Source organism: Oxobacter pfennigii (assembly GCF_001317355.1).
GTDB lineage: Bacteria > Bacillota > Clostridia > Clostridiales > Oxobacteraceae > Oxobacter > Oxobacter pfennigii.
In genome coordinates, this window is the sequence record NZ_LKET01000016.1 from 185,006 (window position 1) to 205,545 (window position 20,540).

Here is a 20,540-nt window from a genome sequence, read left to right on the forward strand (position 1 = left end):
CATATACCGAGTATATGCATTTTCTGCGTTAGTTTAGTGCAAGAAACATGCACTTAATGTAGAAACAACCCATTAATTTAAAAATTAATGGGTTGTTTCTTTAATGGGATAATGTATTACTACAGAATAATGAGAAGCTCCATGCTCAAATTTTTGCCAATTAATGAAGATGCCGATCTTAATTGGAAATCAGCGGTATTATTTACATACCAGTGGAAACACTACTCATAAATTAGTAAATTGGAAAATGAGGTACACAATGAAAAATAAAATATCAAATAAATTAATCAACGAAAAATCCCCCTATCTTTTGCAGCATGCCCATAATCCAGTGGATTGGTACCCCTGGTCTGAAGAAGCCTTTGAAAAAGCAAGGCAGGAAGATAAACCAATTTTTCTTTCCATCGGCTATTCTACTTGTCACTGGTGTCATGTCATGGAAAAGGAAAGCTTTGAAGATGAAGATGTCGCGGAAATTTTAAATAAGCATTTTGTTTCAATTAAAGTAGACCGTGAAGAGCGACCGGATGTAGACAGCATATATATGGCCGTATGCCAGTCCTTGACCGGCAGCGGAGGCTGGCCTTTAACAATATTTATGACACCGGATAAAAAGCCTTTTTATGCAGGCACATATTTTTCTAAAAGAAACAGGTACGGAAGGATAGGTTTGGTTGAATTACTCAATGAAATAAAAAAATCCTGGGATGAAAAAAGAGAAGAGCTTATAAAATCCAGTGATGAGATAACAGCTGCAATAAAATCATCATCGATTGTTTATGACGATGCTTTTGTAGGCAAAGAAACAGTGAAGGAATGTTTTATGGGGCTGCAAAATTTCTACGATACTTTATATGGAGGCTTCGGCAACTCGCCCAAATTTCCAACTCCTCACAACCTTTTATTTCTCATGAGATATTATAAAAGCCAAGGAGATGAAAAGGCTCTTAATATTGTCGAAAACACCTTGATATCTATGTATAAGGGAGGAGTTTTCGACCATGTAGGATATGGATTTTCCAGATACTCCACCGACAGAAAATGGCTTGTTCCTCATTTTGAAAAAATGCTTTATGACAATGCTCTAATGGCATTAGCTTATACGGAGGCTTATCAAATAACCAGAAAAACAATCTACAAAGAAATTGCCCAAAAAATTTTTACCTATGTAATGAGGGATATGATTTCACCAGAAGGGGGATTTTACTCTGCTGAGGATGCTGATTCGGAAGGTGAAGAGGGCAAATTTTATGTTTGGACAACGGAAGACGTAATGGAAGCTGCAGGAGAAGGCGGAGAATTATTTTTAAAATACTATGATATAACTGAGAGAGGTAATTTTGAAGGTAAAAATATCCCTAACCTTATACAAAGCGATATTGATGAAATTGAAAGTAATAATGAGCTAAAACATAAACTGGATTTAATCAGAAAAAAACTCTTCGATTACAGGGAAAAGAGGATTCATCCCTTAAAGGATGATAAAATACTTACCTCCTGGAACGGCCTTATGATTGCCGCACTATCCCTTGGCGGCCGGGTATTTAAAAATGATGAATATATAATGGAATCAAAAAAGGCTGCTGATTTTTTACTTGAAAAGCTTGTAAGAAAAGACGGAAGGCTTCTTTTAAGGTATAGGGAGGGAGAAACGGCCAATTTAGGATATCTTGATGATTATGCCTTTTTAATATGGGGGCTTATAGAGCTATATCAGGCTTTATTAGACCCGTTGTATCTAAAAAAAGCTTTAAAATTGAATGAGGATATGATTAAATTATTTTGGGACGACGAAGCAGGAGGGCTATATTTATATGGTACTGACAGTGAGGAATTAATAACCCGCCCTAAAGAAATATATGACGGAGCTATGCCTTCGGGAAATTCCGTTTCTTTATACAATATGCTCAGGCTGTATAATTTTTCAGGAAATGAAAGCTTGAAAGAAAAGGCCCATGAAATAATAAAATCTTTTGGCGGCATTGTAAATGATACCCCAATGTATTACACCTTTTATATGCTAGGAGTAATGTTTTCAATCAGCGAAACAAAAGAAATACTTGTAGCAGGAAAGAGGGAGGATGCCGAAACTCAGCATATATTAAATGAAATAAATGATGTGTTTCTGCCCTTTGCTACTGTTGTATTAAATGATGGAAGTACATATTTAGAAGAGATAAATCCATTCTTAAAGGCCATGGGAAAAAAGGACGAAAAGACTACTGTATATATATGCCAGGATTACTCCTGTAAAAGCCCTATAACAGATGCTCATAAATTAAAGGAGCAGCTGAGTTAAATAATTAGTCGAAAATAGAAAGGATAACCCTGTTAATTAAGTGTCATTGAAAATTAAAAAAAATCTTCATATATATTTATTATATGAAAATTATGTGGAAAGTGTTTAACAAATTAAAAATTTTTACAAGAATTCATTGATAATCTATGCTATAATATACAATACATAGTCCTTGTACATAATTTTTGTATAACAGCACGATAAATCTATTTCTGGGTTTTGTTAACAATTTAACTCAGTATTTTTTGTGTGTTCTTGGCACAAAATATAATTGTTGTATTTTTTAAGTATCCTGCAGTATTTTAATCTCCTTATAAAGTGTAAATTTACAAATGAGGAGATAAAAAATAAATATAATTTTATACCAGGGAGGTAACATACATGGGATTTAAATCCGATATTGAAATCGCTCAAGAAGCCACGTTGAAAGACATCAGGGAGATAGGTAAGAAATTGGGCCTGTCAGAAGATGACCTTGAACTCTACGGAAAATACAAAGCAAAGGTCGACTACAACCTTCTTAAGAGGGAAACTGGTAAAAAAGCAAAATTAATACTTGTTACAGCTATTAACCCAACTCCTGCAGGAGAAGGAAAAACAACTACTACAATAGGTGTTGCAGATGCTTTATCAAAAATTGGAAAGAATGTGTTGGTTGCTTTAAGAGAACCATCATTAGGACCGGTTTTCGGAGTTAAAGGCGGAGCAGCAGGCGGCGGATATGCACAGGTTGTTCCAATGGAAGATATAAACCTTCATTTTACAGGTGACTTCCATGCTATAGGAGCAGCAAACAACCTACTTGCAGCTATGTTGGACAATCACATTTATCAAGGAAATGCCCTTGGAATAGATACAAGGAAGATCACCTGGAGAAGAGCAATGGACATGAACGACAGACAGTTAAGATTTATAACTGACGGTCTTGGCGGTTCTACAAACGGTGTCCCAAGAGAAGACGGCTTCGACATTACTGTTGCATCAGAAGTTATGGCTGTATTCTGCCTTGCAAGCGATATAATTGACTTAAAAGAAAGACTTGGAAGAATCATTGTTGCTTACACTAGGGACAGCAAGCCAATTACTGCAAAAGATTTAAATGCACACGGTGCTATGGCTGCACTCTTAAAAGATGCATTAAAACCAAACCTCGTTCAGACTCTCGAAGGAACTCCTGCATTTATCCATGGAGGACCATTCGCTAATATAGCTCACGGCTGTAACTCAGTTACTGCAACAAAGATGGCTATGCATTTTGCTGACTATGTTGTTACAGAAGCTGGTTTCGGCGCTGATCTCGGAGCAGAAAAATTCCTTGATATCAAGTGTAGAATGGCCGGTTTAGAACCAAACGCAGTTGTTATAGTTGCTACAGTAAGAGCACTTAAATACAACGGCGGAGTTCCAAAAGCTGATTTAGGAAATGAAAACTTAGAAGCTCTTGAAAAAGGACTTCCAAATCTCTTAAAGCATGTTGAAAATATTACAAAAGTATTCGGACTTCCTGCAGTTGTTGCAATAAACAGATTCCCGCTTGATACTGAAGCTGAGCTTGAACTGGTTAGAACTAAGTGCAAAGAACTTGGCGTAAACGTTGCTTTGTCAGAAGTTTGGGCAAAAGGCGGAGAAGGCGGAGTAGAGCTTGCTAACGAAGTATTAAGACTCATCGAATCAGGCGAAAAGAACTTCCAGTTCTGCTATGATGTTAATATGTCAATCAAAGATAAGATTAAAGCTATAGCTACTAAAGTATACGGTGCAGACGGCGTAAACTTCACAGCTGCTGCAGAAAAAGAAATTAAAACTCTTACTGATCTTGGATTTGACAAAACTCCAATATGTATGGCAAAAACTCAGTATTCACTTACTGACGACCAGACTAAACTCGGAAGACCTACTGGCTTTACTATCACAGTCAGACAGGTTAAGATATCCGCTGGTGCTGGCTTCGTAGTTGCCCTCACTGGAGAAATAATGACAATGCCTGGACTTCCGAAAGTTCCATCTGCAGAAAAGATCGACGTTGATGCAGCCGGAAAAATTGCCGGATTGTTCTAATCTATAAATAGTTAGGAGGAAGGACATTGAAATTAGTAAATAAATCTTGTACGGAATTTGTAGATGTTCTTTCTTCTAAAGCTGCTGTTCCCGGCGGAGGCGGGGCAGCAGCTTTAGTTGGAAGTATGGGTACTGCTCTTGCAGGCATGGTGTGCAACCTAACATCAGGCAAGAAAAAATATGCTCAATACGAAGAAGATATACAGAAAATATTGAAGGAATCCCTAACTCTTCAGCAGGAGCTTCTTGATATGGTTGATGAAGATGCTGAAGAATTTTTACCCCTTTCAAAAGCATACGGCCTTCCAGCAGAAACCGATGCAGAAAAGGCTGAAAAAGAAAAGGTATTGCAGGAAGCATTGAAAAATGCCTGTGGAGTACCAATTAAAATAGTAAGGAAATGCTATGAAGCAATAAAGCTTCATGAAGAACTGGTTGAGAAAGGCTCTAAGCTTGCCATAAGCGACGTAGGCGTTGGAGTACAGTGCTTAAGGGCAGCTATTATAAGCGGACAGTTAAATGTAATAATCAATATTAATATGATAAAAGACCAGGAATTCGTAAGCAAAGTAAAGGAAGAAACGGACAGGTTGGTAAATGACGGCGTAAAAATTGCTGATAAAGTGTATGAAAGAGTATTAGAAATACTTTAATTAAGTTTTGGAGGTGTAAAAAATGGGCGAAATTATTAAAGGAAAACCGGTCGCAGATAAAATGACCGATGATTTGACAGCAGAGGTTGCTGCCCTTAATGCAAAAGGAATTACACCAAAGCTTACTATAGTAAGAGTTGGAGCAAGACCTGATGACTTGGCATATGAAAAGGGTGCTTTAAGCAAATGCCAGAAAGTTGGCCTTGCAACTGAGGTAAAAGAATTACCCTTAGATATTACTCAGGATGATTTTATCGCTGAATTAAGAAAAATCAACAATGATTCAAATGTACACGGTATATTGATATTCAGACCATTACCAAAACAATTAAGCGAAGAAGTAATCAAATATGAAATTGCTCCGGAAAAGGATATTGACTGCTTCAGCCCTGTAAATGCTGCAAAGCTTCTCGAAGGGGATAAAAGCGGATTCCCGCCCTGCACTCCTACAGCTGTTATCGAAATTTTAAAATATTATAACGTACCAATGGAAGGCAAAAAAGCTGTTGTTCTCGGAAGATCAATGGTTGTTGGAAAACCTGCAACGTTATTGCTCTTAAACGAAAATGCTACAGTTACAATCTGCCATTCAAGGACAAAGGACCTTCCTAAAGTAGTAAGCGAAGCAGATATCGTCGTTGCAGGTATCGGTAAAGCAAAGATGGTAAAAGCAGACTTCATTAAAGAAGGCGCTGTAGTTATGGACGTAGGCATTAACTTAGATGAAAACGGTAACCTCTGCGGAGATGTTGATACTGAAGCTTGCGTTGAAAAGGCTTCATTAATAACACCTGTTCCAGGCGGTGTTGGTTCAGTTACTACTTCCATACTCGCTAAGCATGTTATAAAAGCTTGCAAAGCTTTAAATAACCTCTAAAAACAAACTTTAAAATAAGAATGGGAGTGACACTATGGAAAACCACGGCAACGATCACGGCCATACACATGAACATGAGCACAAGTATATGCATGAACATGAACATAACCATGACCACAGCCATAATCATGATCACGACCACATTCATACCCATGATCACAGTCATGTGCATGATGATAATCATGAGCATGAGCACGGTGAATCATATTCTAATGATGAAAAGAACGATTTGGATAAAATCAAAATACTCTTACCTCACTGGATAGAACACAACCAGGAGCATCAGAAGAGCTATGAGGATTGGGCAAAAAAAGCTGAAGCTATGAACAAAAAAGATACGGCACAGCTTATTATGGAAGCCGTTGAATTGGTCAGTAAGGCTAACGAAGCCCTGAAAAGCGCCCAAATCAGTTTAGAATAAAAGAAGATGAGCCTGCATAAATATTTTTAAGCAGGCTCATCTTTAATTTTTTGCATTGAAAAGCTGCAGAAAAGCACATAAAGGTATGAATTATAATATAATGTAAAAGTATGTATTTGTTATTAATTATGTATGGGGTGGATTATGCCAGTATCAGTTAGAATTACAAATGCCGATGCCGTTTTCGAAGGCGGCGGAGTAAAGGGAATAGCGTTGGCCGGTGCATTGCTTGCAGCAGAAGAGGTAGGATACAGATGGGTTAATGTGGCGGGGACTTCAGCCGGAGCAATTGTCGCTTCCCTCATTGCTGTTGGCTATAATTCAAAGGAAATAAAGGATATAATCTGCGAGCTTAACTTCAGTGCGTTTAATGATAAGACAATGCTGAGCAATATACCAATTATAGGACCCATATTATCCATCATGAGCGTAAGGGGAGTATACAAAGGGGACTATATTGAGCAATGGCTTAGAGAGAAGTATAAGGCAAAGGGCAAAGAGAAGTTCAAGGATATAAGGACAGAGGATGAGGATGATATGTATAAATATAAACTGAGGGTAATAGCATCGGATATCAGCCAGAAAAGGCTTTTAGTCCTGCCCCAGGATATAATCTTATATGGTATTGATCCTGATGAACTGGATATAGCAAAGGCAGTTCGAATGAGCATGGGTATACCTCTTTATTATAAGCCTGTAGTAGTTCGCTATAAAAAAGGAAACAGAAATCGCAAAAGCTTTATTGTGGACGGCGGACTTTTAAGCAATTTCCCGGTGTGGCTCTTTGATGAAGAAGGCATACCATCCTGGCCTACCTTTGGTTTTAAGCTGGTGGACCCTGAATTGCAGGAAAATAAAGAGGGAAAAAGCACAATCAATTATATTTTAAGCATATTATCCACCATGATGGAAGCCTTCGATCAGAGATATATCGAAATCAGCAATTTTAACAGGACCATTGCTATACCAACCTTGGGAGTAAAAACCACGGATTTTAATTTAAGCAAGGAAAAGGAATCAGAGCTTTATAATTCAGGTTATAAGGCAGCAAAGCACTTCTTTGAAAAATGGAATTTCAATAACTATATACAGGCATTCAGGTCAAAATGAAGTATATGTACCAAATACATTTCAAAAATAATTTCATCATTGATATTGATAATATGGGGCAATTATATTAAAATATAATATGTCTCAATATTTGGGCCATTAGCTCAGTTGGTAGAGCACCTGACTCTTAATCAGGGTGTCCCGGGTTCGAGTCCCTGATGGCCCACCAAAGGCGCCCATATTTTCTGCGGAAAATATGGGCGCCTTTCATGTGGTGGTGCGCCCGGCGGGTAAAAGTCTGTGATATTGCAATAATATTTGTTCTGCAAATTGAGAATGAATATAATGTCATTCAGAAAGAATATCATTGATATAGCCCCGGCGGAGAAAGTAACTTGTTATTTCCATTTGAAAAAGCCGAGGAAAATTCTTATACGTATCACCGCAAGAGCAATCATAACAATGGCGGGAATGAAAACACTATCCATAGGCAAACCCAGGAAGCGCCCTTCAGAAGTTTAATGCCCTGTGTAAGTGGTAATATGTCAGCTATTTTATATGAAAATCTGTAAAAACGCGATAGCTGTTTGCTTTCCTCTCAGGTTTGGGAATAAGTTCAAGCTTCTCATAAAGACGCACCGTATTGGGATGAGTTCCAATACGGTGCGAAATTTCTGAGGTTTTATATATATTCATTTAACCGTATCACCACCATTCAGCTCCTAAATAATATCATAATATAAAGGTCTGGTGATATAATGGAGAGTTTTAATTTTTCCATGCATATAAAATATTTTATGCTCATATAAGTAGCATTAATATTATTCATAAATATTATGATAGTATAATCATGTTTTTGGGAGGAATAATGGTGAACAACCTTATTTCGGATATTATACCTCTTAAAGTAGGAAGGAAATGGGTTTACAAGCCCCAGAGCACGCTGATGAGTTTATTGGGCGGCGACGTTACAATGGAGATTACGGAGCGAAACAATAATATATATCTTTTAAGGCTGTCGGTTAATAATTTAAAAACTACGGTGATAATAAAAAGCAATGTTGATTTATCCGTCATAGCATTGGGTAAAGGTCATGAAGGCTCACTGAATGATATGGCGGAATTTCAGGAGGTTCAAAATGGTGAGATACTTAAAGGCCCGGTGGTGACAGGGACTGAATGGTCTAATAATTTCGGAACATTTAAAATAGTAAATTCCGATTATACCTTTAAGAACGGAACCAGAGTTATACCCGATTGCATACTTCTTCATCTTAAAGATTTATCCAATCAGGATAACAGCTTTTGCATAAAAAGAGGCGTAGGTATAATACATGCATCATTATATATAGATAATATAGGCAGGGTAAACATAGGGCTTAAGAGCTTCAATTAGAATTGCTATATATTTCCTGGCACTTATGCTAAATGAAGTAGGAGATTATGCTAATTTAAGGTATAATATATAATAAGGATATTTTTAATTAGTACTCTTTACTTTATAACGATAACAGTCAGGAGGAAATACAATGGGAAAGCCCAGTATCTTTAATAATAATTACCATAAGATAATGAGACGAAGAAGGATGTTTTTTCGGTTAGGTATTATTTTTGTTGCTCTGGTAATTATTATAGTAACTTATGACAGATCTATCATTACAAATTTTAAGAATATGGTAAGCAATATTAACTTATTCTCAAAAGCCGATGTTGAAAATGATGCAGAGGAAAAAAAACAAGATAAAGATACGGAATTAGAGGAAAGTCCGCAGGTTTTACCGGAAGAACCTAAAACTTCCCAGGGAGAATTTATTTTTCAATTGACGGATACAGAGCACATATTTTTGATATATGAAAAACTGGGGGATAATATCAAATTCAAAGAAATCAACTCTGTAAATATCGGAATTTATTACGACATAAGCGAGGACGGTAAAGCTATCGTATTTGAAAATCCGAGAACCAGCGACATCTGGTTATATCATGTTGACGGCAAGCATTTGAAACTTAATCCAGACAATTACAGGGAATACAAAAAAGCTGATATAATGGCTGTGTACAACAATTACAGCTGGGCGTCGCGGCCTAAATTTTTAAAGGACGGCAGGATTTTATACCAGTCTAATCTGCCATGGTTTAAGAAGGTAAACTCATATTATTTGTGGGTTGTTAACAGCGATGGCAGCAACAACAGATTGATTCTTCAAAAAGGTGAGCAAGAACCTGCGACTTACGGGGATTTTACTCCTGAGGGGGATTTGATTATTGAATTTGGCGGACAGAAGTATATATTGAATGCCAAAACAAGGGGTATCCAAAAGATTAGCTAAGGGGGCATAATATGAAGAAGTCTTCCATTGCAATTGCCGTTACCATGGTTTTAATTGCAATAATAGGGATGGTATATGTAAGCAATTTATATAATCCTTCAAAATTGAATGATAATGGTGAAGAACTGTCTGAAATTGGCGAAGATGGTGAGAGCGCCGTCAATAATTCCCAGGATACCAGATTCGGAGAATACAACCTCACTTTGCCGGGGGATGACAATATAACTGTTGAATATTTAAAAACCGGCGATATAGTGAAAATATACGCCATCCACCCCGTGAGCAATAAAAGCAAATATGACATACTGTCAAGCGGTACTACTGCCGCATACATAGGCAAAGATGGCCATATCTGGGCGTTTTTTAACAACGGCACCAACAGTAAAATAACTCCCGATGTATATGAAGGAATTAATAAGAGCATTGTTACAGGAAATAATCCTGTATACATATGGGCTGACAAACCGGAGTTTACTTCCGATGGAAAAATAAGATTTTTTTCTAATTTACCCGATGCTTCGAACAATCCTAAAATATCCATATGGGAAATAGAGATTGAGACAGGAAGAATGACAAAGGTATATACCCCGTTAAATGAAGATTTCAAGGTATTGGGAAACAGAGATGACGGGAAGTTATTGGTACTTGATGCAGATATTATGGCTGCCATTAATACTGCCGACGGCTCATATGAAAATATAGAAGTAAAGAATAGTTTCATAATAGGTATGACACCTGACGGAACGAAAATAATGTGTACTGAGACGGCGAGCGATGGTAAACCCGATTACAGCAGGCTTTATATTATGGATGGGACAGGCAAAAGAATACGGTCAATACCAAGGCTCAGCGGCTATAACTATATAGGCTATGGTCAATGGTATCAGGACAGTGAAAAATACGCATATATTGCAAGGTCACAATCTGACGGGAAATACATAATCGCAGTCATAAATTTCCATGAAGATTCTGTGGAAACCCTGAGCTATCCAATCAATTCAGCAGTATCCATTCCAGAAAACAGCAATGTGGAGTGGACTGCCGACAATGCGGTTTTAGTGGATATAGGTGATGATGTGATTTCAGTCGAGTTTCATTAATTTAAAATTCAAAAATAAACCCTGCCTAAATTTAAGGCAGGGTTTCGCATTTTCGTATCTTTTGAATACTATAGTAGTATATACAATCTTTTTATCTAATTTCTTGAAGGAGTGATATATTTGGGGGCATCTAGAAGGTTTAAACTTTATGATATAACTGCACTAAGAGGCAAGGTACCTTCTGTTTTATTAGATATATATCTGGAAGATCCGCAGAACATGGAAATGATTTCATTTATAGGAGGGCTGCACAGAAGCTGCGGAAGCTTTGATATAAGCGTACGTATCAGTGAGGATATAGCTGAAAAGGCCAATTTAAGCAAGGAGGACATAAAGGAAACCAGCATTGGTGTTTGGAATTTATATGTACTTTCCAAAACTTACATTGAACAGGAAAAGTTTAATAAAGCATACAGGGCATTGGATATTGCAGAAAGATACTGGTCCAAAGACTTAATCTTAGCCGATAATACCGGAATTTCAAAAATACCTTATATAGAGGATTTGTGGTTAAGAAGAGCCTTTGGATATCTTATCCAAGGAAGAAAAAGTGAATTTGAAAAGATAATCGACAAGGTTATGACGTCCCGGTATGAATTATATGAAAAAGCCTATCCTGCAACAGGTGAAACGCCAATAAGGGATGTATACCTCTTAGATTGCTTTGAATATTCAAGCTATATGTGCAGAAATACGGAAGATATAAAACACGCTGTTGTTTTTATTAAAACGGCACTCAGGTATTTATCAAGAATACCAATAACTAATGATTACCTTGAAGGAAAAAAGTGTGAAAAAAGCGGAGATTATAAAAACGCTTATACTTATTATCTAAAGTTTTATCTGGAAAACAGGCCGACGCTATCCGGCGAATCCATAGCTTATGGAACCTGTAAAAGCTGTGCCTATTTTAAAACCTTTGACAATGTCGAAGGAGAATGCCAAAAGAATAATATCAAAGTTGACCAGCATAAGGCCTGCAGCAAATATGTTGCACTGCCATTAAGCGAACTTCAATAAGGTGCCATTGGCACCTTTTTCTTTGAGCTTAAGCTTTTGGAGCAGTATAAAAAATTTAAAACAGTCATATTTTTTTCAAAACCGAGTATAAGATACTATGAGAATAAAAGGGGGATGAAAAAATGAAAGCACTGACAAAGATTTTTATTGTTATTTTTTTTATAGCCTGTATTTGCTATTACTTTGATATAAACGTCAAGGAAATTATTACACAGCTTATTGAGAACAAAGAGGTTTCCAGCATAATAAACCCAGATTCAAATGAAAGTGAAGCTGATAATAGCTCGGTTACATTTCCTGAAAATAATGAAGAGGTACCGGCAATAAAAGAGGGAGGAGCCTACGATGAAATAATAAATTTTATTATAAATCAAAAAAAGGAGAGAAGCTTAATAGAAAGCTACAGGGTTGTAGACGATGCAATTGGAGGAGCATTAAAAGGAAGATCTTACGCAACAGATAATGCAATTGCGGCCATCACATTAATTAATCATGGCACTGAAGAAGCGAATAATGGAGCTTTAAGTATTCTGGAGGGATTATCCTCAATTCAAAACAGCGACGGTTCCTGGTATGATTTTTACGATACCGCAGGTAAAGTAATGAAGGTAAACGGAGAGGATTACATATCAACTGATACAGGCAACAATTCTCTTATTTTATATGCCTATTCGTATTATACCATTAAAAATAAGGATGAACGTTTTTTAGATGCGATGAAAAAGTCGGCAGATTACATATTGAAAAAAACGGATAATATAAGTCAAGGCCTGTATGATACAATAGTGGGAGAAGATGGAACCCGCACCATGAGGACCAACGTTTACGGATATTTTGCACTGCGGGATTATGCCCTTTGCAATATCAATACCAATTACGACGAATACAGGGAAAAGCTTTTTGCTTCATATAATATAATGGATTGGATCATAAGTAATTGCTATGATAACGGAGTCTTTATAAAGGGCTACTCAGGGAAGGAAAAATTAAGCGGATTAAACTTAGACTCCCAACTATTAGGCGCCATGACGGTGCTGTCTTTAAACCAAAGTGATAAAATAAGCTATGAGGCGGCACAGTTAATTGAAGCTCTGGATAAGTTAAATAAGGACATAGGTGCGACAGAAGGATATAGAATAGATGACTCTGAGGGAAACGGAGGCTATATATGGGGTCAGGGGACCAGCAAAGCATCTATAGCTCTATTGAAATTCAATGAAGCAGAAAGAGCCGGTGGAATACTTAAAAACATCGAGGAATTTCAAAATACTGTATCCACAAGTCTTCTGCCACGGGGGGTGCCCCACAGCTCCAATCTGGACAATAAAATAGATATTGTTAATTTGGAATCCGTATCCTCCTCTTGCTGGGCGGCTTTAGCTTTTCAATGCAGCATGGATGAGGGAATAAACAATATGTTTTTTGGTGACGAAGAATATGTATTCAGCAGGATGAGATAGATAAATTGTAAATAAAATGATATGGTATTATATATAGAATACTATAATTAGCATAAAGGATTGCTTAAAAGAATATAAATGGAAGTATTTATATATAATATCGGAGGAAAAATTATGGATATAGGAATATCATCTGCATGTTTTTATCCTGAAGTAGTTACCGAAGATACTGTTTTAATATGCAAAAGCTTAGGCTTTGATATTATGGAATTTTTCCTGGAATCCTACTATGAATATAAAGAAGATTATTGCAAGGCATTAAGGGAAAAGTGCGATAAATATAATATAAGCGTTAATTCCGTTCATGCCTTTGCCGGTACCTTTGAGCCCCATCTTTTTGATGCCTATAAACGAAGGGCAGATGATATGTACCAAATATTTAAAAGTATATGCAATGCCGGAAAAATATTGGGGGCTAAATCCTATGTTTTCCATGGATTAAGGCAGTTTGCCGATGAAATAACTGATTACCAAAAAATAGCAGAACATATGGATATGCTGTCTGAGACGGCGAAGGATTACGGCATTATCCTTGCATGGGAGAATGTGGCCTGGTGCAGCTCCCATGATCCTGACTTTATAGGCAGGGTTTTAGAGCATATAAAATCGGATAATCTTAAGTTTACATTGGATGTCAAACAGGCCAGAAAAAGCAATTTTGACTTTGAAGATTATCTAAAGATATATAAAGATAGGCTTATAAATATTCATATTAGCGACAGCAACAGTGAAAATTCATGTCTTTTGCCGGGCAATGGAGACATGAATTTTGCGGACTTCTTCAGAACTGTTGAAAGTTACGGGTATAGCGGAAATTACATAATTGAAGTATATAGAAATAATTATTTAAATCATGCCGAACTAAGGGATGCGGGAAATTTATTGCGCCTATCTTACGAAGCCTTATAATAAAATATATGGGAATATTCGGTTAACCTCTTTGTTTTTACAAGGGGGTTATTATTTTGTCTAAAACTTAAATTCACAGGTAAAACTTTTATAGAATATATTGCAGTGAGAAAACACAAGTTATTTTATGCCGAGGGCTAATAACGCTAATGGGTGGTGAAAAAATGTGGAACTTAAGCTTTAACAGGATTCTTCCCGCAAGGCTTATGAAAGAAATCGAAGAGCCGGTGCTATCGGCTGATAATGCGGTATTTATTCAAAACTCGTTAAATAACAGTAAAATTACAGTTTATAACGTTATTACGCACAAAACCAGAATATTGAATATGAAAAACCTCATATGCTTTAACGTCCATTCCTACGATAACAAAATAGTTTTTGAGTACTCAGGGAACAAGAGAGGAATTGGGATAATGGATACCAACACCATGGAACTTGATGAGATAGAATTATCAAGCTCCAATGTAATCCTGGGCGGAATATGGGAAAATAATATAGTATTAAAGCGCGGTTACGAAATAATACTGTTTGATATAAATGAAAATAAGGAAAAGTCAATCGGAAACTACCATCATATTTTCGGAACTCCGGTAATAGGATATGGCTACTGCGGCTGGCTGCAGATATTCAGAGATAAATGCCTGATTGTAATTTATGATATAAAGAAAAACAACAGGCTGGTCATAACCTCAAGAGGTTATATAAACAAAATCATTATGGCAGACGGTTATATAGTTTACCAAAGCTGCGTAAATAATAAACACTATATTTATTCATATAATATATTAAATGGACAGCTTATAAAGATTTATGAAAGCAATAAATGGATAGAATTATATAAGGGAAAAGATAATACCCTGGTGTGGACAGTAAAAAAAGATGGCCATGAAACTTATATGTTTGATATCCACATCTATGATATAAATAATATGAAAACTATAAAAACCCTGCAGGATTACAGCAGTTTAATTATTCCCACAGCATCAAAAAGACATTTATTATGGATTGACGGCAAAAAAGACAGGGACAGTGTTTTTTGCATGTCTATTGATTAATTAAAATAAAAATGAATATATAAGCCTTTCATCAAGCATATATAATTATTGTACTCCCTTTATCTTATATTTTCTGAAACCAGCGGTTTACTGCTGTTTTTTGTATTATAAATTGGCAATTGTCAATAATTATGATATAATTATCTAGTTATAAACCCAGTAGAATCCACCCCGCTTATGTAAAGGAGGAAGAACAAATGAGCGTAAATATGCAAAAATTAGAAAATAATACTGCTACTCTGGAGATAACTGTACCTTCCGAGGATTTTAAAAAATATGTTGATAAATCTTATCGCAAGAACGTGCAGAAGTTTAATGTGCCCGGATTCAGAAAGGGCAAGGTGCCAAAGGAAATAATTGAGAAGATGTACGGTGAGGAAGTATTTTATGAGGATGCCATGGAACTTGCCGTTGAAGAAAGTTACCCTGTGGCAATTGATGACAGCAAGATTGAACCTGTTGACAGGCCACAGGTAGATGTAAAGGAAATCGGCAAGGGAAAGGATTTTGTATATACAGCAACTGTTACCGTGAAGCCCGAAGTTGAATTAGGACAGTACAAAGGCGTGGAAGTAGCCAAAGTGGAATATCCGGTGACAGATGAAGATATAGATAAGCAGATTGATGCCATGAGACAAAAGAATGCCAGAATTATTACAAAAGAGGATGGTGTTGCAGAAAACGGCGATACAGCTGTCATTGACTTTGAAGGTTTCGTTGATGATGTGGCTTTCGAAGGCGGAAAGGGTGAAAACTATTCCTTAGAAATAGGAAGCGGTACTTTCATTCCCGGATTTGAAGAGCAGCTTATCGGAAAAAAGACAGGTGAAGAGGTGGAGGTTAACGTTTCTTTCCCTGAAGATTACAGGGCGGAAAACCTGGCAGGAAAGCCTTCTGTTTTCAAAGTAAAAATTAATGAAATAAAATACAAGGAACTTCTTCCGGTGGATGATGAATTTGCAAAGGATGTTTCAGAATTTGAAACCTTAGATGAATTAAAGGCGGATATAAGGAAAAAGCTTCAGGAAACCAACGATGCAAAGGCAAAAAGGGATTTTGAGGATGCTGTTATTAAAAAAGTCGTTGAAAATGCAAAGGCTGATATTCCCGAAGTCATGGTGACAAAAGAAATAGATTATATGATAGAAGAATTATCATATAGGTTAAGATATCAGGGCATTACTCTTGAACAGTATGCTATGTATTTGAATACTACGGAAGAGCAAATAAGGGAAGAATATAGAGAGACATGTTTTAATAAGGTTAAGACAGCCCTGGTTATAGAAAAAATAAGCAAAATAGAAAACTTCGATGTTACTGAAGAAGAAATACAGGCTGAACTTGAAAAAATGGCTGCGCAGTACGGTCAGCAGGCCGATAAATTCAAGGCTACCATCAAGGAAAGAGAAAGAAATATTATAAAGAGTGATGTTGCGGCTAATAAAACAGTAGATTTTCTTATTCAAAATGCTGTAACGGCTGCATAAATTGATAAATTAGAGAAAATAATATTTGAGTATTTAAAAAAGAGTGCTAAAATAGTTATAACGACCGGGTAATAAAAATCCTTATTGTTATTAGGAGGGATTACTAATGAGTTTAGTACCTATTGTTGTTGAACAAACAAACCGCGGAGAAAGGTCCTATGACATTTATTCAAGGCTTCTGAAGGATAGGATTATATTCCTGGGAGAAGATGTAAATGATGTTTCTGCCAGTCTGATTGTAGCCCAGCTTTTATTTCTTGAAGCAGAGGATCCAGATAAGGACATATCCTTATATATAAACAGTCCTGGTGGTTCTATCACTGCAGGATTTGCAATTTATGATACAATGCAGTATATAAAACCTGATGTCTCCACCATATGCGTGGGTATGGCTGCTTCTATGGGTGCATTCCTGTTAAATGCAGGTGCCAAGGGGAAACGTTACTGCCTCCCGAATGCAGAAGTAATGATCCACCAGCCGATATTAAGCGGCCTTCAAGGTCAGGCTACGGACATTGCTATACATGCTGAACATATAATCAGGATGAAAAAACGCCTGAATTCCATATTGAGCGAGAGAACAGGTCAGCCTCTTGAGAAAATTGAAAGAGACGTTGAAAGAGACTATTTTATGTCTGCAGAAGAAGCAAAAGCATATGGTATTATCGATAAGGTAATAACCAATAGATAGCAAATTAAGCCAAGAGAGGTGTTGAAATGTCAAAGTTTGATGACAAAAAACAGCTAAAGTGTTCTTTCTGTGGTAAAGGCCAGGATCAGGTCAGAAGGCTGATTGCAGGGCCAGGAGTATATATATGCGACGAGTGTATTGAACTTTGTTCAGAGATTATTGCGGAGGAATTTGAAGAAGATGTTGAATTAGATCTGACAGATGTTCCGAAGCCCAGGCAAATAAAAGAATATCTCGATCAGTATGTAATCGGTCAGGATAGAGCTAAAATTTCCCTCGCTGTTGCTGTTTACAACCATTATAAGAGAATAAATTTAAGCGGAAAAGACGAAGATATTGAACTTCAGAAAAGTAATATACTTCTCCTTGGCCCAACAGGTTCGGGTAAAACCTTACTTGCCCAGACACTTGCAAAAATGCTGAATGTACCTTTTGCAATAGCTGATGCAACCTCTCTTACCGAGGCTGGTTATGTCGGTGAAGACGTTGAGAATATATTGCTTAAGTTGATTCAAAATGCAGATTACGATATTGAGAGAGCCGAAAAAGGCATTGTATATATCGATGAAGTGGATAAAATAGCCCGAAAATCCGAGAATCCTTCCATAACGAGGGATGTATCGGGTGAAGGTGTCCAGCAAGCTCTGTTAAAGATACTTGAAGGCACAGTTGCCAGCGTACCTCCCCAGGGCGGCAGGAAACATCCTCACCAGGAATTTATCCAGATAGACACCACTAATATTCTGTTCATTTGCGGCGGAGCCTTTGACGGTATTGAAAAGATTATCGAGAGAAGGACCCTTCAGAGCTCCATGGGTTTTGGAGCTGAAATAAAGAGCAAAACCGAAAAGGATATCGGTGAGATATTAAAGGATATTCTTCCTGAAGATTTGCTTAAATTTGGCCTTATTCCGGAGTTTGTGGGAAGGCTTCCAATAGTTGTTACACTTGGAGCTTTAGATAAGGTAGCTTTAATCAATATACTGACAGAGCCTAAAAATGCTCTTATTAAACAGTACCAGAGACTCTTTGAGCTTGATAATGTTAAGCTGGAGTTCGGCGAAGGGGCCTTGGATGCCATTGCTGATGAGGCGATGAAGAGAAAGACGGGCGCCAGAGGTTTAAGAGCGATACTTGAGGAATTGATGCTTGAAGTAATGTTTGATATTCCTTCAAGAGAAGATATAGAAGAATGCACTATAACCAAGGATACAGTCCTAAAATTGCAGTCTCCCGAACTGAAATTCTGTGAAGGAACCAGAAAGTCGCTTAAAAAGCCTGTTAAGAAGACGGGTAAACTTAAAAAAGGAACAGAATCAGCATCATAAAGATGAAAACTCTTCCAAAAAAATTGGAAGAGTTTTTTAATTTAGGGATAAATTAAGCCTCCTTGAGCATAATAAGAATAATCACTAAATGGTTGGAGGGTATAGTTTTGGCAGGAAATATATATATGATAGTTAATTTATTCTTTGCAGTGGTTATAGGAATGTATTTTCTCAACTTATTAAGAAGCCAGCAATCCACTAAAATTTCTGTTGAGAAGGAAAGCAGAAAGGAAATAGATAAATTAAGGCGCATGAGGGCTATAGCACTATCGGAACCTTTAGCAGAAAAAACACGGCCTTCAGTTTTCGATGAGATCATAGGCCAGGAGAGGGGTATCAAAGCATTAAAAGCTGCTCTATGCGGCCCAAATCCCCAGCATGTTATAATATATGGACCGCCGGGTGTGGGGAAGACGGCAGCGGCAAGGCTGGTATTGGAAGAAGCGAAGAAAAATCCCCTATCGCCTTTTAAATCCTATTCAAAATTCGTAGAAATAGATGCTACTACCGTGAGATTTGATGACAGGGGTATTGCAGACCCCCTTATAGGCTCAGTCCATGATCCAATTTATCAGGGGGCAGGACCTATGGGAGTAGCAGGTATACCTCAGCCTAAAGCAGGTGCTGTGACCAAGGCTCATGGAGGGATTCTATTCATTGATGAAATAGGGGAATTGCACCCTGTTGAGATGAATAAGCTCTTAAAGGTCTTGGAAGACAGAAAGGTGTTTTTGGACAGCGTATATTACAATACTGAAGATCCAAACATGCCTGTGCATATAAAAGACATATTTGATAACGGGCTGCCGGCTGACTTTCGCCTGGTTGGTGCTACTACAAAGACGTCGGAAGACATACCTCCGGCCATAAGGTCAAGAAGCGTTGAAGTATATTTCAGAGCCTTATTACCTGATGAGATTGAAGTTATAGCTAAAAATGCTGCTAAAAAAGGCGGCTTTGACTTATCAGAAGAAGGTATAAAGATAATTTCAAAATATGCCAGTAATGGACGCGAAGCTGTTAATATAGTTCAGAATGCAGGAGGAATTGCCTTAAATGACCGCCGCAAGGATATTACCGCCGATGATATCGAATGGGTAATTGAGAGCGGGCAGTATAACAGAAGACCGGAAAAGAAAATTGAGGATAATCCCCAGATAGGATATGTAAACGGACTGGCAGTATATGGAACAAATATGGGAACTTTAATTGAAATAGAAGCCACAGCTATTAAAGCCAATGATATGGAAGGAAAAATAATAACTACGGGAATTGTGGAAGAGGAAGAAACCGGTTCCTACGGCAGAAAATTCAGGAGGAAAAGCACCGCCAAAGGTTCTGTTGACAACGTAATTACCGTTATAAGAAAATATTTGGGTGAAGACCCGAGAAATTATGACATTCATATCAACTTTCCGGGAGGTGTCCCAATTGATGGACCTTCAGCGGGAATATCCATAACAACTGCCATATACAGTGCCATAACCAACAAGGCCGTAGACAACAAGGTTGCTATGACAGGCGAGATTTCCATAAGGGGCATGGTAAAGCCTGTAGGCGGCATAGGCGCAAAAATCGAGGCTGCAATAAAGGCAGGGGCTAAAAAAGTAATAATTCCAAAGGACAATTACCAGGCGAGCTTTAAGGATATGGATATTGAAGTAATTCCCGTGACGAATATAAAAGAGGTAATAAATTATTCCATAGTCAACGGAGGTAATTTTATATCCAATATAAATACCCCTATACAAGGCGTTGACGTTTTATCGGCAGAGCAGCAATAGAGGATTTTAACAATATTT

At 37.3% G+C, this 20,540-nt stretch carries 18 protein-coding genes, 1 tRNA gene and 1 pseudogene; 19 read left to right on the forward strand and 1 reads right to left on the reverse strand.

The genetic code is table 11. The annotated features are described in order from the left end of the window. Window positions 1-259 precede the first annotated feature (259 nt). The 8 genes from OXPF_RS02505 to OXPF_RS22275 all read left to right on the forward strand — a co-directional run bounded on the left by OXPF_RS02505 (window position 260) and on the right by OXPF_RS22275 (window position 7,880). Entirely contained in the window at window positions 260-2,299 is a 2,040-nt protein-coding gene (locus OXPF_RS02505) for a thioredoxin domain-containing protein (protein WP_054873632.1), read from the forward strand. A gap of 381 nt (window positions 2,300-2,680) precedes the next feature. Further along, window positions 2,681-4,357, forward strand: a complete 1,677-nt coding sequence (locus OXPF_RS02510) for a formate--tetrahydrofolate ligase (RefSeq protein WP_054873633.1) — start codon at window positions 2,681-2,683, stop codon at window positions 4,355-4,357. 26 nt (window positions 4,358-4,383) lie between these two features. Continuing rightward, window positions 4,384-5,010 (forward strand): cyclodeaminase/cyclohydrolase family protein, encoded by a 627-nt coding sequence (locus OXPF_RS02515; RefSeq protein WP_054873634.1) that lies wholly within the window; start codon window positions 4,384-4,386, stop codon window positions 5,008-5,010. Window positions 5,011-5,032: 22 nt separating this feature from the next. Continuing rightward, a complete protein-coding gene (locus tag OXPF_RS02520) occupies window positions 5,033-5,887 on the forward strand; it encodes a bifunctional 5,10-methylenetetrahydrofolate dehydrogenase/5,10-methenyltetrahydrofolate cyclohydrolase (RefSeq protein ID WP_054873635.1) in 855 nt (284 codons plus the stop codon). Window positions 5,888-5,921: 34 nt separating this feature from the next. Then, on the forward strand, window positions 5,922-6,308 hold the full coding sequence (locus tag OXPF_RS23275) for a DUF8180 domain-containing protein (protein WP_054873636.1): 387 nt from the start codon (window positions 5,922-5,924) through the stop codon (window positions 6,306-6,308). A 144-nt stretch (window positions 6,309-6,452) separates the two neighbouring features. After that, window positions 6,453-7,418: a patatin-like phospholipase family protein gene (locus tag OXPF_RS02530; protein WP_054873637.1), complete on the forward strand. Its 966-nt coding sequence runs from the start codon at window positions 6,453-6,455 to the stop codon at window positions 7,416-7,418. Between the two features lie 93 nt (window positions 7,419-7,511). Next, a tRNA-Lys gene (locus OXPF_RS02535) sits at window positions 7,512-7,587 on the forward strand. Window positions 7,588-7,688: 101 nt separating this feature from the next. Then, the gene (locus OXPF_RS22275) at window positions 7,689-7,880 is read left to right on the forward strand and encodes a hypothetical protein (RefSeq protein ID WP_160317129.1); all 192 of its coding nucleotides are present in this window, start codon (window positions 7,689-7,691) and stop codon (window positions 7,878-7,880) included. Between the two features lie 30 nt (window positions 7,881-7,910). Here the strand turns inward: OXPF_RS22275 and OXPF_RS21575 are convergent. Continuing rightward, window positions 7,911-8,054, reverse strand: a pseudogene (locus OXPF_RS21575) (MerR family DNA-binding transcriptional regulator); the annotation flags it as partial. A 175-nt stretch (window positions 8,055-8,229) separates the two neighbouring features. Here OXPF_RS21575 and OXPF_RS02540 point away from each other — a divergent pair. The 11 genes from OXPF_RS02540 (at window position 8,230) to lonB (ending at window position 20,522) form a co-directional block, all read left to right on the forward strand. Next, window positions 8,230-8,754, forward strand: a complete 525-nt coding sequence (locus OXPF_RS02540; protein ID WP_054873638.1) for a hypothetical protein — start codon at window positions 8,230-8,232, stop codon at window positions 8,752-8,754. 133 nt (window positions 8,755-8,887) lie between these two features. Then, complete coding sequence (locus OXPF_RS02545) at window positions 8,888-9,688, forward strand: TolB-like translocation protein (protein WP_054873639.1); 801 nt, start codon at window positions 8,888-8,890, stop codon at window positions 9,686-9,688. Window positions 9,689-9,699: 11 nt separating this feature from the next. Then, complete coding sequence (locus OXPF_RS02550) at window positions 9,700-10,788, forward strand: hypothetical protein (RefSeq protein WP_054873640.1); 1,089 nt, start codon at window positions 9,700-9,702, stop codon at window positions 10,786-10,788. A 120-nt stretch (window positions 10,789-10,908) separates the two neighbouring features. Continuing rightward, window positions 10,909-11,808, forward strand: coding sequence for a hypothetical protein (locus OXPF_RS02555; RefSeq protein WP_054873641.1), 900 nt, complete (start codon window positions 10,909-10,911; stop codon window positions 11,806-11,808). Between the two features lie 122 nt (window positions 11,809-11,930). Then, entirely contained in the window at window positions 11,931-13,268 is a 1,338-nt protein-coding gene (locus OXPF_RS02560; protein WP_054873642.1) for a hypothetical protein, read from the forward strand. Window positions 13,269-13,382: 114 nt separating this feature from the next. Continuing rightward, window positions 13,383-14,177 (forward strand): sugar phosphate isomerase/epimerase family protein, encoded by a 795-nt coding sequence (locus tag OXPF_RS02565; protein WP_054873643.1) that lies wholly within the window; start codon window positions 13,383-13,385, stop codon window positions 14,175-14,177. A gap of 164 nt (window positions 14,178-14,341) precedes the next feature. Further along, complete coding sequence (locus OXPF_RS02570) at window positions 14,342-15,232, forward strand: hypothetical protein (protein WP_054873644.1); 891 nt, start codon at window positions 14,342-14,344, stop codon at window positions 15,230-15,232. Window positions 15,233-15,429: 197 nt separating this feature from the next. Beyond that, window positions 15,430-16,719, forward strand: a complete 1,290-nt coding sequence (tig, locus tag OXPF_RS02575) for a trigger factor (RefSeq protein ID WP_054873645.1) — start codon at window positions 15,430-15,432, stop codon at window positions 16,717-16,719. A gap of 106 nt (window positions 16,720-16,825) precedes the next feature. After that, window positions 16,826-17,410 carry an ATP-dependent Clp endopeptidase proteolytic subunit ClpP gene (gene clpP, locus OXPF_RS02580; protein WP_054873646.1) on the forward strand — a complete coding sequence of 195 codons (585 nt, stop codon included), beginning with the start codon at window positions 16,826-16,828 and terminating at the stop codon, window positions 17,408-17,410. Between the two features lie 26 nt (window positions 17,411-17,436). Beyond that, window positions 17,437-18,738 carry an ATP-dependent Clp protease ATP-binding subunit ClpX gene (gene clpX / locus OXPF_RS02585; RefSeq protein ID WP_054873647.1) on the forward strand — a complete coding sequence of 434 codons (1,302 nt, stop codon included), beginning with the start codon at window positions 17,437-17,439 and terminating at the stop codon, window positions 18,736-18,738. Window positions 18,739-18,863: 125 nt separating this feature from the next. Then, window positions 18,864-20,522, forward strand: a complete 1,659-nt coding sequence (lonB, locus tag OXPF_RS02590) for an ATP-dependent protease LonB (RefSeq protein ID WP_054873681.1) — start codon at window positions 18,864-18,866, stop codon at window positions 20,520-20,522. The last annotated feature ends 18 nt before the right edge of the window (window positions 20,523-20,540 follow it).

Excerpts from the sequence above, each read along its gene's own strand:
- OXPF_RS02510 (WP_054873633.1), top strand. The coding sequence starts at position 2,681 with ATGGGATTTAAATCCGATATTGAAATCGCTCAAGAAGCCACGTTGAAA.
- OXPF_RS02530 (WP_054873637.1), top strand. The coding sequence starts at position 6,453 with ATGCCAGTATCAGTTAGAATTACAAATGCCGATGCCGTTTTCGAAGGC.
- OXPF_RS02560 (WP_054873642.1), top strand. The coding sequence starts at position 11,931 with ATGAAAGCACTGACAAAGATTTTTATTGTTATTTTTTTTATAGCCTGT.
- OXPF_RS02520 (WP_054873635.1), top strand. The coding sequence starts at position 5,033 with ATGGGCGAAATTATTAAAGGAAAACCGGTCGCAGATAAAATGACCGAT.
- clpX (WP_054873647.1), top strand. The coding sequence starts at position 17,437 with ATGTCAAAGTTTGATGACAAAAAACAGCTAAAGTGTTCTTTCTGTGGT.
- OXPF_RS02545 (WP_054873639.1), top strand. The coding sequence starts at position 8,888 with ATGGGAAAGCCCAGTATCTTTAATAATAATTACCATAAGATAATGAGA.
- OXPF_RS02505 (WP_054873632.1), top strand. The coding sequence starts at position 260 with ATGAAAAATAAAATATCAAATAAATTAATCAACGAAAAATCCCCCTAT.
- OXPF_RS02565 (WP_054873643.1), top strand. The coding sequence starts at position 13,383 with ATGGATATAGGAATATCATCTGCATGTTTTTATCCTGAAGTAGTTACC.
- OXPF_RS02550 (WP_054873640.1), top strand. The coding sequence starts at position 9,700 with ATGAAGAAGTCTTCCATTGCAATTGCCGTTACCATGGTTTTAATTGCA.
- lonB (WP_054873681.1), top strand. The coding sequence starts at position 18,864 with ATGATAGTTAATTTATTCTTTGCAGTGGTTATAGGAATGTATTTTCTC.
- OXPF_RS02570 (WP_054873644.1), top strand. The coding sequence starts at position 14,342 with ATGTGGAACTTAAGCTTTAACAGGATTCTTCCCGCAAGGCTTATGAAA.
- tig (WP_054873645.1), top strand. The coding sequence starts at position 15,430 with ATGAGCGTAAATATGCAAAAATTAGAAAATAATACTGCTACTCTGGAG.
- clpP (WP_054873646.1), top strand. The coding sequence starts at position 16,826 with ATGAGTTTAGTACCTATTGTTGTTGAACAAACAAACCGCGGAGAAAGG.
- OXPF_RS23275 (WP_054873636.1), top strand. The coding sequence starts at position 5,922 with ATGGAAAACCACGGCAACGATCACGGCCATACACATGAACATGAGCAC.